This is a genomic window from Collinsella sp. 1033st1_E11_1033SCRN_220408, assembly GCF_039062465.1.
Lineage (GTDB): Bacteria > Actinomycetota > Coriobacteriia > Coriobacteriales > Atopobiaceae > Parolsenella.
In genome coordinates this window covers 1-12,204 of sequence record NZ_JBCLNF010000018.1, presented here as the reverse complement: position 1 = coordinate 12,204, position 12,204 = coordinate 1, and the positions used below count along the sequence as shown (strand labels likewise).

Genomic DNA, 12,204 nt, shown 5'->3' with positions numbered 1-12,204 from the left:
CTCTGAATGTAAGATTCGGATTCGCTTGGTCAAAGGAACAAAGGGTTGCTATGTAGCACACTTCGTCACTTCTACTTAGCTTGTCTGTCTCGTCGATCTCATCGATCGCAGTATCCGGTTCTCAAGGTTCGCCCGCGCCGCCCCCGCCCGTCCCGTGGGACCCGCCGGCCGCAGCGCAGGGATGAAATATACGCGCCCCCGGGGCCGCCCGCAAGGGGGGCGGGGGCGTCTCCACGGGACGCACACAACTCGGGAGGGCGCGGGGCGGCGTGCGGGACGGGAGCGGCCCTTGCGGGGTCACACATCGTCCCGCCTTTCCCCTGCTTAGAGCGTCGTTAGGCGATGGTCCACCAAAGAGTTACCGACATTTAGCCTCACCCAACGTCCCTCTATAAGAAAGATGGGGCCCGGCGATACCGGAACCCCATCTGTTCAGATCTATATGTTGTTGCGTGACTTTCTACGCAACGCGCCGCCAGGACTAGGCGAGCTCGATCTTGTCGCAACCCATATATGGGCGCAGGACCTCAGGCACAGTAACGGAGCCATCGGCGTTCTGGTAGTTCTCCAGGATGGCAGCCATGGTGCGGCCGGCAGGCAGGCCGGAGCCATTGAGCGTGTGAACGTAGCGCGTGCCCTTGAAGTTCTCGGGGTCGCGATACTTGATGTTGGCGCGACGGGCCTGGAAGTCACCACAGTTGGAGCAAGAGGAGATCTCCTTGTAGGCGTTATAGCTCGGTAGCCAAACCTCGATGTCATACGTCTGGCGAGCGGAGAAGCCCAGGTCGCCCGTGCAGAGGCTAATCACACGATACGGAAGGCCCAGCTGCTGAAGCAGGTACTCGGCCTCGGCAGTCATGCTCTCGAGCTCGGCGTCAGACTCCTCCGGCTTGGCGAACTTCACCATCTCGACCTTGTCGAACTCGTGCTGGCGAATGATGCCACGCGTGTCTCGACCGGCGGAGCCAGCCTCCTCGCGGAAGCACGGGGTGAAGGCGGTATACCAGAGGGGCAGCTGAGCGGCATCGAGGGTCTCGCCCGCATGGAGGTTAGTCAGGACGACCTCGGCCGTCGGGATCAGGAAGTTGTCGCCAGAAACGTGATAGGCGTCGTCCTCAAACTTGGGGAGCTGGCCGGTGCCAAACATCGTCTGACGCTTAACCACGATGGGCGGCCACCACTCCTTGAATCCACGGGCGGTGTGAGTGTCCACGAAGAAGTTGATGAGGGCACGCTCGAGACGGGCGCCGGCGCCACCGAGAACGGTGAAGCGGCTACCGGAGAGCTTGTTGCCGCGATCGAAGTCCATAATGCCAAGGTCGGTGCCAAGGTCCCAGTGAGCCTTGAACTCAAAGCCCTCGGCCTCAAAGTCGCGCGGGGTGCCCCAGCGGCGACGCTCGGGGTTCTCGGACTCGTCGACGCCAACGGGCGTGGCCTCGCACGGAATGTTGGGGAGGTGGGCCATGAAGTCATACTGCTCCTGCTCGAGCTCGGTACGACGGGCGGCAAGGCCCTCGATCTTCTCATTGACCTCGCGGACGGCTTCCTTGGCAGCCTCGGCCTCGTCCTTCTTGCCCTCCTTCATGAGAGCGCCGATCTTCTTGGACTCAGCGTTGCGGGTGGCCTGAAGGTCTTCGACCTCGCCGATGACAGCACGACGCTCATCGTCGAGCTCGAAGAACTTCTCACGGTCCCAGGAGGTCTGACGATTTGCCATCGCGGTATCGATGGCATCGGGGTTCTCGCGAACGAACTTCATGTCGAGCATGGCTGCTCCCTTTCGTTTTAGCGCGGGCCACGCCCGCGGGTCATTCAGCAGCCAAGTATATACTTATGGGCAAATTTGGCTCTAGATGAGGCTCGCGCGCAGGCGAGAGCCCTCCACGACACTCCTCCTCGCGGTTAACGAGGCGAAAGGCGGCACCCATGAACACGATTGCTAGCTTCGTCGATTGGCTTTTTGGTACGCGTATGGGCGTCCTCGCCCTTATCGGAATCATCCTTGTTGGTTTCCTGATTGCGGCAATCATCCTCGAGCACAAGACGCGCGAGACGTATGACCAGTACGAAGACGAAGAGGATGACGAGAACGGATGGTCGTTCTTCGACGACGATAACAAGTAGGCTCGCAGCGCCGAAGGCCCAAGCCGTTGGGTAGACCCTGCGGCAAGTGCGACAGTTGGGTTGACCCTGCGGCAAGCGCGACATATTGAAAGAAAAAGGCCCCGGTTTCCCGGGGCCTCCTCATTAACATGGTGCGGGCGAAAGGACTTGAACCTTCATGGGGTTGCCCCCATACGGACCTGAACCGTACGCGTCTGCCAATTCCGCCACGCCCGCAGATGCAGGGTAGATAGTAACCCATGCAATCTCAATTGTGCAAGAACTTTTTTGTACCTCTTCGCTCGTGCTGCTAGAATTACCCCAATCAACGCACCGGCACACGCAGCTGAAACGAGGACAAACGCCGTGCAGACACCCGCCCCCAAACAACAGGGATGGGCCGTCGCCACCAACCAGGCGCAGCCTGAGACCGATCAGCTATTGCTGCTCGGGCGCTATCGCACCGTCGAAACTCGAGGCACGGGTGGATTTGGCGAGGTCCGCGTCTGCTGGGACACGCGCCTCGACCGCAAGGTCGCTATCAAGTGCATGCCCCTCGAAACCGCGCCCGGCATGCGGGCCTCCACGCTCTCAGAGGCCCTCTCGGAGGCCCGCATCACCTCGCGCCTCACGGATCAGAACATCGTCACCGTCCACGACTTCGAGGTACGCGGAGGAACCGCGTATCTCATCATGGAATTCGTCGATGGCATGACCTTGGCCGAGCTCATGTCGCGAGTCGAGGGCGGCGTTCTCACCTATGACGAGTGCGCGCACCTGCTTTCGAGCCTCGCCTCCGCGCTCGATCACGCGCACGCCGAGGGTGTCCTACACCTTGATATCAAGCCATCGAACGTCTTTATAGACGCGCAGGGAAACGTCAAGCTCGGCGACTTTGGCATGGCGAGCCTTGCGAGCGCCGCGGGTTGGGAAGGCGCTCGAGGAGGCACGGTTGGCTATATGCCCCCGGAGCAGCTCACGGGAGACTACGTCGACGAACGCACGGACGTCTTCGCCCTCGCCTGCGTCTGCTACCAAGCGTTGACCGGCTCATGCCCGTTTCTCGCCAAGGACGCGGACGCATCGCTCAAGAGAATCGAAAAGGGAGCGAGGCCGCTAGCCAAGGTGGAGCCTGAGCTCGCAGGACCCGTAAGCGACCAGATCGCGGAAGCCCTCAGCGCGGACCCCGGCAGGCGCCCGTCTACGGCAGGCGAGCTTGCCCGCGCAGTTCTCCCCTATCTCGGGGACGAGGCGGAGGGTCGCGCGTCCGTGGCCGATCTCCTCGCACAGGCAAGAGGCGAAACCGGCCCTGCTGACGAGGTGTGGAACGCCGCGATGCGCGTGAGCATCGCAGAGCGTTACCCGTGGCTGCCGAATGCGATCTCCCGCGTCGTTTGTGCCGCCGTTTCGGGCGCCGTCTGCCTTCGCTGCATTCCGGCGATAGCGCGCCTCGTCGGGCTCAACATCGAGCCGATGCCACTGGCCGCGGCATCGGCACTTGTTCCGGCTGCGTTCTCGGCGGCATTGCCCGCAGCCGGAGGCACGTTCACCACGCTCGTCTACGTGATAACGCTCGTGACCCCCGGCGCATACTCCCCGGCATTCCTCGTCGCAGCGCTAGCCGGCGCGGTGCTCTATCTCTGGCAGACGCACGTAAGCCCCGCAAGCAGGCTTTCGCACGCCGCACTGCTTCTAGGCTGCGCTACTGGATCCCCGGTGGGAAGCGCCGCCCTTGCCGGCGCGTGCCTGCCACCGCTCCCGGCAACCGCGACCTCGGCCCTTGGAGGAGTCCTCGCCATGCTCTTGACGTCAGCGCTTGCTTCAAGCGACGGGGCGTCCTTCGCCTCGGCGGTTGGCAGAACGGTCATGAGCGGCAGCTCGTGGCTTACGGCAGTTGGTTGCGCCGGCGCCTCCCTGGCCTGCGCTCTCATTTCGAAGCGGCACTCCAACGCGGCGTGCGCCGCCGCCCAAGTGACCTGCTGCGCCATCCTCATAGCGACCCTCGTCTTCTCTGCCAGAGTGGAGAATGGTGGGTTATGGACCACGCCATCCATTTGCGACATCGCAGTTGCGCTAGTCTGTCTAATACTTATGAGCATTTCAATCATGACCCTGGGCCCTGTGTCCGACACCTGGGAGGATGAGTGACGTGAACTTTCTGAACGTCTTCGAGCAGCGCGTGGGTAGCCTCTTTGGCGCCACCACGCAGGGCGTCACCGCCCCCTTCTCCTTCAAGAAGCTTGCCAAGAAGGCCGCGCGCGAGATGGAGGCGGAGACCTTCGTCATCAACGGCGTTGACACCGCGCCGGCCCTCTACACCATCCTCATCTCCAGCGAGGACGACATCACGATGCGTCCGCTTTACGCACAGCTCACCAAGGAAACCTCCCAGTTCATCGAGGGACAGGCACAGGGCAAGGGCTACGTCTTCGTTGGCAAGCCCGTCGTTCGCTTTATGGCGGATCCCTCTCTCAAGAGCGGCCGCTTCTCCGTCTTCGCCGAGAACGTCGATGCCGGCACCCTCAACCGCCTTCGCGAAGAGGAGGCCCGCTTCCTTGGCGCGGACTCCTCCCTTGATGGCGGCCTCGGCGGAGCCGCAAGCTCGCGCGCCCAGGCGCCCGGGGTGCGTCCCATCCCCCAGCCCCAGCCTCAGGCGGCGCCCCTCTCCAACATGGAGAGCGGCCTCGACGTAATGCCGCAGGAGGCGGTTCTCGAGGCAGAGGATGCCTTCTTCGCCCAGGGCCGTGTTGCGCGCCAGTATCAGAACGTGCCCCTCGTGGGTAGCCGTGCTTCCCAGGCGCCGGCACCCATGGCCCCCGTCGCCGCACCTGTCTCCGCAGCCGCGCCTGCCCCCGTCGCCGCAGCCACCCCGGCATCCGCGGCTTCCGCCGTTCCCGCGGCTTCCGCCGTTCCCGCGGCAGCTGCCGGCTTCGCCGCAGGCGCAGCCGCCCGGGCCATCCCCGGTGCCGCCACCCCGCAGCAGGCATACGCTGCCACGCAGCCCGCACCCCAGACGGTCCGCGTGGCACCGGCGGCTCCCGCACCCGCAGCCAACCCCGCGGCGTGCCTGCTCATCGATCGCAAATCTGGCCGCACCTTCACGGCGAGCGCGCCTCGCACCGTCATCGGCCGCGAGCGTTCCGCGGGCGGCATTGTGATTCACGACCCCAATGTCTCTCGCTCGCACGCAGAGCTTTCCTTTGACGGCCAGACTTGGCGCATTCGCGACCTCAACTCGACCAATGGCACGCTCGTGAACGACGTGGACATCGACGAGTGCTCGCTTCGCGACGGCGACCTGATCACTCTGGGTCTCACGAACCTCGAGTTCAGGGAGAACTAATATGATCGACCTCGTCCTGTTCATGGGGCGCATTGCCCTCGTCGTGGTTCTCTACCTGTTCCTGTTCGTCGTTATGAAGACGGGAATCGGCCTCGTCAGGGGCCAGCGCAAGGACCCGGCAATCTGGTGCGTCGACGTGGATAAGGGCCCGCGCCAGCTTCGCGGCCTCCACGTGGACATGCTCGGCCCCGTCGTCATCGGTCGATCGCCCTCGAGCGACATCGTCATCGCCGAGCCAATCGTCTCCTCCACCCATGCGCGCTTTACCCTGCAGGGGCCTGCGCTCGTGCTCGAAGACCTTCACTCCACGAACGGCACGCTTGTGAACGGTCGTCTCATCCTCGACCCCGTCACCCTGCGTGACGGCGACGAAGTCCAGGTTGGAGACGTGGTCATGAGGGTGAGCCGTCGATGAGCTCCGCTCTCGGACACAATAATCCCCTGGGCTCGACGGGCCCTTTGCCCCTCATTGGCCACATCGGCCATGGCGGGCCCCATCTTCGCGCACATCGCCGTCACGATACCCATGACCCACACGCACCAGCATTCGACCTCGACTCTCGTCCCGGTGCGGGTCTCGAAATGGGTGCCAGTACGCGCCTTTCCTGGGCGGGACGCACGGACGTGGGCCTCGTACGCGGCCACAACGAAGACTCCTATCTCGTACGGAATCCGCTCTTTGGCGTTTGCGATGGCATGGGCGGACACGCCGCGGGCGAAGTCGCGAGTTCCATCGCGGTTCGCACCATCGCCAGCCATGCCCCGGAACACGCTGATGACACGCTGCTTGGCGCCGCCATCGAGGCAGCGAACGAGGCCGTCATCCAGGGGGCAGCAAACGGCGAGGGCAAGCCTGGCATGGGGTGCACCGCAACCTGCTGCATCATCGAGGGCACCAAGATGGCCATCGCGCACGTGGGCGACTCGCGCATCTACCTCCTGCGCGCCGGCACCCTCGTGCGCATCACGCATGACCACTCGTACGTCGAGGAGCTCGTCGACGCTGGAGAGATTACGGCGGACGAAGCTCGCGTACACCCCTCGCGCTCCATCATCACCCGAGCTCTCGGCTCCGACCCAGACATGTACGCGGATCACTTCTCGCTCGATGTCGAGCGCGGGGACCGCATCATCCTCTGCTCCGACGGCCTCTCCTCCATGGTTCCCGACGCCCAAATCGAGCTTCTCTCCGTTTCTTCGGCGACGCCCATCGACTGCACGGATCAGCTCGTCGCTGCCGCGCTTGAAGCCGGCGGCCATGACAACGTGTCCGTCATTGTCGTCGATGTCGTAAGTGACGGGCGCGAGGAGGCTCGCCGTCTGGCGCGGCGCCGGGCAGTACTTGGTTGGCTCGCGGTGTTGCTGGGGCTCGCCGTCGTTCTGTCCATCGCACTCGGGTTTTTTATCCGCTCCTCTTGGTATATCGGCGCAGACGGCGGGCGAGTGGGTATTTACCAGGGCATCCATAGCAGCGCCTTCGGGATTCCGCTCTCGAGTCTCGAGGAGAGTACCCAGGTGAGCATCGCCGACCTCCCCGAGTCGACCCAGCACCAGCTCGCCGCCGGCATCCCGGTTGCTAGTAGGGACGACGCGCTAACCACGGTCCAGGCCTACCAGACCCAGATTGAAGAAGCGCGTGCCAAGGCTCAAAAGGCCGCAGACGACGCGCAATCTGACAGTACGGACGGCGCAGTTGGAAGCACCCTCGGGGCATCCGGCCCAGAAGCTGCGGAAACCGGAGCAGATGTAGTGACCACAGGTGCCGAAGGAGGCGCGTAGCATGACCAAACAGATTGGCGGTTCTCGCCGCGCCACCGAGCTCCTCCTGCTTATTGCCGGAGCCGTGCCGGTGCTCCTGCTCTATTCCATGTATGTCATGAACACGGGAGCGCAGCTTTCGCTCGAGACGCTCTCGGTGCCCATCGGCCTCATCGTCGCCTTCGTGGCGGCACATATCGCCATACGCCTGCTTGCCCCGGGTGCGGACCCAGCAATACTGCCCCTCGTCTTCATCCTCTCGGGCATTGGCATCACGTTTGTCACGCGTCTTGCGCCCGAGGACGCCATGGGACAGGTCGTGTGGCTGTTCGTCTCCGTCGCAGCCATGGTGGCGACGCTCATACTCATCCCCAACCTCGATAGGCTTGCGGATTATAAGTTCACGCTCGGTCTCACCGGCGTGGCGCTCCTGCTCATGCCGGCTATCTTCGGTACGGAGATTTACGGCTCGAAGCTCTGGATACGCATCGGCGGCTTCTCGTTCCAGCCAGGCGAGATCGCGAAGATCCTCATCGTCCTGTTCCTTGCCGCTTATCTCTCCGAGAACCGCGAGTTGTTGTCGGCGTCCTCGCACAAGGTGGGCCCGTTCACGCTGCCGCGCCTGCGCATGCTCACCCCGATGCTCGTCATGTGGGGCATGTGCCTGGTCGTCGTTGTCTTCGAGCGCGACCTTGGCAGCGCCGTGCTGTTCTTCACCCTCTTCGTGGTCATGCTCTATGTCGCGACCGGTCGCATTGGCTATGTCCTCGTCAGCCTGGCGCTGCTTGCCATCGGCGGGGCCCTCTCTTATAAGTTCTTCTCGCACGTCCGCGTACGCTTCCAGATCTGGCTCGACCCCTTCGCAGACCCATCCGGCTCTGGACTCCAAATCGTTCAATCCATCTACTCGCTTGCTGACGGAGGCCTCGTCGGCTCCGGCATTGGCAAGGGCATGCCCACGCTCATCCCCGTGGTGAAGAGTGACTTCATCTTCTCCGCCGTCGCGGAGGAAATGGGGCTTCTCGGCGGTGCCGCCGTGCTGCTCCTCTTTATGCTTCTCGCGGTGCGTGGCCTCACCACCGCGGCGCGCGCGAAGAGCGACATGAGTGCGTTCACCGCGGTCGGCCTCACGACGGCTCTCTCCTTCCAGGCATTCCTCATCGTTGGAGGCGTCACGAAGCTTCTGCCCCTCACGGGCGTGACCCTGCCGTTCATGAGCCAGGGCGGCTCGAGCCTGCTCTCGAGCTTCATCGTCATCGGCCTGCTTCTGCGCGCCGGCGACGAGGGCACGGGGCGCACGGCACTGCCCTCTGGCGATGGCACGAGCGCAAGCCCCTCCCCGCTCCTGGCACCCGGATCCACTGGCGGCGCTCCGGTCGTGCAGGGCAAGCACGCGCGGGCACACTTCGGCCTTGGCACCTCTGAGGGCGGAGTTCTGGGACGCGTTGCCCTTGGCAACCGACTGACCCTACTCGTGACCTTCTTCACGCTGCTGTTCGCGGCCCTTATCGCGAACCTGACCTATATCCAGGTGATCAAGGCAAGCTACTACCAGCAGCTGCCCAACAACAACCACACGATTGCGAGAAGTGCCTACGTGCAGCGCGGCGCCATCCTCACCTCCGACGGCGTGACGCTCGCAGAGTCCCTCAAGCAGGCAGACGGCACCTATGTGCGCACGTATCCGCAAGGCAGCCTCGCCGCCCACACCGTTGGATACGTCTCGACCCAGTACGGCGCCACAGGCGTCGAAGCGTCGATGAACGACTCCCTCACCGGCCACGCAGATTACTCCAACTGGCAGAATGCCCTGTATTCGCTCGCAGGCGTGAACCAACCTGGCAACTCCGTCGTTCTCACCATTAACTCTCAGATTCAGCAAGCAGCTGAGGAGGCCCTCGAGGGGCACGTCGGCTCAATCGTCGTGCTCGACCCCACCACGGGCGCCGTCCTCGCGAAGGCATCTTCGCCCACGTTCTCCTACAACGACATCTCGACCATTCTCTCGACCGGAGACAGTAGCGGCGAGCTCGTCGACCGCAGCTGCGCCTCGCTGTACACGCCCGGATCCACGTTTAAGGTCGTGACCCTTGCCGCAGCCATCGACTCCGGCACGGCGACCCTCGACAGTTCGATCGACGCGCCCGCACGCATCAGCATCGGGGACGCCGATGTCACGAACGTCGCTGGCGAGGACTTCGGGACGACCACGCTTCGCAACGCCTTCACGCACAGCTCGAACACAGCGTTTGGCCAGCTAGCCGTCAACGTTGGAGCAAGCACCCTCGTCGACTACGCCAAGGCCTTCGGCTACGGCACGACGCTGGGCCAGGACTTCCACGTCACGGCGTCGCTCATGCCAGACGCGTCCGAGATGACGGAGTGGGAGACCGCGTGGGCAGGCGCCGGCCAGCCCGTCGGCCAGCACTCGAGCCCGGCTGGCCCCCAGACCACCGTGATGCAGAACGCCGTCGTGGCCGCCGCCATCGCCAACAACGGCGTTGTCATGAGCCCGTATCTGGTCGATCACGTGCTCTCCCCCGAAGGCGTCACCATCACCACGACCAAACCCCGAAGCCTCGGACAGGCCGTGACGGCTGAGACCGCGCAGCAGGTTAAGGAGGCAATGCTCGACGTCGTCCAGAACGGCACGGGCATGGCAGCCCAGGTCTACGGCGCGCGCGTGGCCGGCAAGACGGGCACCGCTGAGGTCGCGAACGGCCAGATTAACTCCACCTTCATTGGATTCGCGCCCTATGACAACCCGACGCTCGCCATTTCGATATGCGTCGAGGGCTCTGATAATGACAACGTGAGCGGCCTTGCGGCAAGGCTTGCCGGCCAAGTCCTCTCCAAGTCGCTCAACGCTCAGGCGCAAGGATCAAGCTAATGGACGACCAACACTAACGAGGACGCCCTCCGGGCGTCATTGATGGCATGATGGATACGAGCGCCAACGGGCGCAGAGGTTTGATGGGAGCACACATGGCAGACAAGCTACTCGGCGGACGCTATGCCGTCCAGGACAGGATTGGCATCGGAGGTATGGCGACCGTCTATCGCGGTCTCGATCAGGTGCTCGGTCGCACCGTCGCCATCAAGATGATGCTGCCGCAGTACGCAACCGATCCGTCCTTCGCTGCGCGCTTCAAGCAGGAGGCTCAGGCTGCCGCGGCACTCCAGAGTCCCTACATCGTGGGCGTCTATGACTGGGGCAAGGACGGCGATACGTACTACATCGTCATGGAGTACCTGCGCGGTACGGACCTCAAGACCGGCATCCGCAACCATGGAGCCCTCGACTGCCGCAAGGTCGCTCAGATTGGCTCGCAGATCTGCCAGGCCCTCTCCGAGGCCCACAGGCACGACATCATCCACCGTGACATCAAACCGCAGAACATCATGGTGCAGCCCAACGGCAACATCAAGGTGATGGACTTCGGCATCGCTCGCGCCAAGAACAGTCACCTCACGGCTGACAACTCCGTGCTTGGCACCGCTCACTACGTCTCGCCCGAGCAAACGCAGGGCAAGGAGCTTGGCCCTACCTCCGACCTCTACTCCCTCGGCATCGTCATGTATGAAGCCGCGACGGGACGAGTTCCTTTCGACGGTGACGACGCCATCTCCGTTGCCCTCAAGCAGGTCAACGAGCAGCCCGTTCCTCCCAGCCAGGTCAACCCCAACGTCGACGCAACGCTCGAGGGCATCATCCTCAAGTGCATGCGCAAGAACCCCGCGGAGCGCTTCCAGACCGCCGACGAGCTGCGTCGCGTCCTGAATGACTACCTTGCCGGGCGCATCGTCAACCTTGGCGAGGCCACGTCCCTCATCTCCGCCGGCCCGACTCAGGCCATGAATCGCCCGCAGGCCGGAGGCCGCACCCAGGCCATGCCTCGCGCCGCCGTTGGGATGTCCCCCGCGACCACCGGCCGCATCCCCACCGCCCAAACGAATCTTTCCGGCATGCAGGTGCCGGAGGAGAAGCCCAAGAGCAAGGGCAAGGTCGCTGCAATCGTAATCGGAGTTATTGCCGCGATTGCCATCATCGCCGGTGTTGCGATGAGCGTCCTTGGCGGCAATTCCTCCACGAAGGCAATGCCCAACCTCGAAGGCATGACAGCGGATGAGGCCACGGCAAAGCTCGCCGAGTACGGTGATGGTTGGTTTGTCGTGAGCACGTCCGAGCAGTACGACGACAACATCGAGGAAGGCAAGCTCGTGAGCCAGGACCCGGCTCGCAACACCCAGTGCGAGAAGGGCACGAAGGTAAAGCTCGTCTTCTCCAAGGGCAAGGAGCCCGCCGCAACCGTCGAGGTTCCTAACCTTAAAAACCTGACGCCTGCGCAGGCTGAGGAGGCTCTTGCCGCCGTCAACCTCAAGGGCGCCGTAGGTGACTCCGTCGAGTCGACCGACGTCGAGAGCGGAAAGGTCGCCAGCCAGGACCAGCAGGCCGGGAGCGACGCCAAGGAGGGCGACACGATCACCTATCACATCTCCACGGGCGTGGGCAGCGCGGACGCTGGCAACCACGCTGGCTGGAGCAAGTCGAGCGCCATCTCTGACCTGAACTCTGCTGGCTTCACCAATATCGACACGAGCAACAGTCAGTACAGCGACGAAGTCGAGGCCGGCTGCGTCATCTCGCAGAGCCCCACCGGCAAGCAGGGCAAGGATACCCAGATCACCCTCATCATCTCGAAGGGTTCGAGACCCTCGAGCGGCGGCAACGGTGGCAACGCTGGCGGCAACACCGGCACCTCCGGCGGCGGATCTGAGACCCCCAGCACCGACAGCTCGTCCGATTCGACCCAGAGCAACAACTAAGCTTGGCCACATAGCCCGATAGCACAGCGCCCGGCGTTCTCTGAACTGCCTCCCATTTCTTGGACAGAAAACTAAAGTCCGAGGAATGGGAGGCTCGTCTATGACCACGTACGGTCCGGGCGTCAGGTCCGCCGCCGCCGACATGTTCGAGAGGGGGCTCGGCCGCAGGGCCG

General features: G+C 63.6%; 8 protein-coding genes and 1 tRNA gene. 7 read left to right on the top strand and 2 right to left on the bottom strand.

The genetic code is table 11. The features are described 5' to 3' along the window. Nucleotides 1–481: 481 nt before the first annotated feature. Nucleotides 482–1,768 carry a serine--tRNA ligase gene (gene serS / locus ABCN07_RS07845; RefSeq protein ID WP_330028978.1) on the bottom strand — a complete coding sequence of 429 codons (1,287 nt, stop codon included), beginning with the start codon at nucleotides 1,766–1,768 and terminating at the stop codon, nucleotides 482–484. Between the two features lie 158 nt (nucleotides 1,769–1,926). Between serS and ABCN07_RS07840 the strand changes: the two genes are divergently transcribed. After that, nucleotides 1,927–2,124 (top strand): DUF6724 family protein, encoded by a 198-nt coding sequence (locus ABCN07_RS07840; RefSeq protein WP_343006146.1) that lies wholly within the window; start codon nucleotides 1,927–1,929, stop codon nucleotides 2,122–2,124. A gap of 129 nt (nucleotides 2,125–2,253) precedes the next feature. On the opposite strand, the gene ABCN07_RS07835 is transcribed toward ABCN07_RS07840, so the two are convergent. Then, nucleotides 2,254–2,340 (bottom strand) — tRNA-Leu (locus ABCN07_RS07835). Between the two features lie 129 nt (nucleotides 2,341–2,469). Between ABCN07_RS07835 and ABCN07_RS07830 the strand changes: the two genes are divergently transcribed. The 6 genes from ABCN07_RS07830 (at nucleotide 2,470) to pknB (ending at nucleotide 12,031) form a co-directional block, all read left to right on the top strand. Beyond that, complete coding sequence (locus tag ABCN07_RS07830; RefSeq protein WP_343006145.1) at nucleotides 2,470–4,251, top strand: protein kinase; 1,782 nt, start codon at nucleotides 2,470–2,472, stop codon at nucleotides 4,249–4,251. Further along, on the top strand, nucleotides 4,244–5,446 hold the full coding sequence (locus ABCN07_RS07825; protein ID WP_343006144.1) for a DUF3662 and FHA domain-containing protein: 1,203 nt from the start codon (nucleotides 4,244–4,246) through the stop codon (nucleotides 5,444–5,446). Before ABCN07_RS07830 ends, ABCN07_RS07825 begins: the two co-directional genes overlap by 8 nt. 1 nt (nucleotide 5,447) lies before the next feature. After that, a complete protein-coding gene (locus ABCN07_RS07820) occupies nucleotides 5,448–5,861 on the top strand; it encodes an FHA domain-containing protein (protein ID WP_293814934.1) in 414 nt (137 codons plus the stop codon). Between the two features lie 167 nt (nucleotides 5,862–6,028). Further along, complete coding sequence (locus ABCN07_RS07815) at nucleotides 6,029–7,225, top strand: Stp1/IreP family PP2C-type Ser/Thr phosphatase (protein WP_343006143.1); 1,197 nt, start codon at nucleotides 6,029–6,031, stop codon at nucleotides 7,223–7,225. 1 nt (nucleotide 7,226) lies between these two features. Beyond that, nucleotides 7,227–10,094 (top strand): FtsW/RodA/SpoVE family cell cycle protein, encoded by a 2,868-nt coding sequence (locus ABCN07_RS07810; protein WP_343006142.1) that lies wholly within the window; start codon nucleotides 7,227–7,229, stop codon nucleotides 10,092–10,094. A gap of 95 nt (nucleotides 10,095–10,189) precedes the next feature. Next, nucleotides 10,190–12,031 carry a Stk1 family PASTA domain-containing Ser/Thr kinase gene (pknB, locus tag ABCN07_RS07805; protein ID WP_343006141.1) on the top strand — a complete coding sequence of 614 codons (1,842 nt, stop codon included), beginning with the start codon at nucleotides 10,190–10,192 and terminating at the stop codon, nucleotides 12,029–12,031. Nucleotides 12,032–12,204: the final 173 nt, after the last annotated feature.

Excerpts from the sequence above, each read along its gene's own strand:
- ABCN07_RS07825 (WP_343006144.1), top strand. The coding sequence starts at position 4,244 with ATGAGTGACGTGAACTTTCTGAACGTCTTCGAGCAGCGCGTGGGTAGC.
- ABCN07_RS07810 (WP_343006142.1), top strand. The coding sequence starts at position 7,227 with ATGACCAAACAGATTGGCGGTTCTCGCCGCGCCACCGAGCTCCTCCTG.
- ABCN07_RS07815 (WP_343006143.1), top strand. The coding sequence starts at position 6,029 with ATGGGTGCCAGTACGCGCCTTTCCTGGGCGGGACGCACGGACGTGGGC.
- serS (WP_330028978.1), bottom strand. The coding sequence starts at position 1,768 with ATGCTCGACATGAAGTTCGTTCGCGAGAACCCCGATGCCATCGATACC.
- ABCN07_RS07820 (WP_293814934.1), top strand. The coding sequence starts at position 5,448 with ATGATCGACCTCGTCCTGTTCATGGGGCGCATTGCCCTCGTCGTGGTT.
- ABCN07_RS07840 (WP_343006146.1), top strand. The coding sequence starts at position 1,927 with ATGAACACGATTGCTAGCTTCGTCGATTGGCTTTTTGGTACGCGTATG.
- pknB (WP_343006141.1), top strand. The coding sequence starts at position 10,190 with ATGGCAGACAAGCTACTCGGCGGACGCTATGCCGTCCAGGACAGGATT.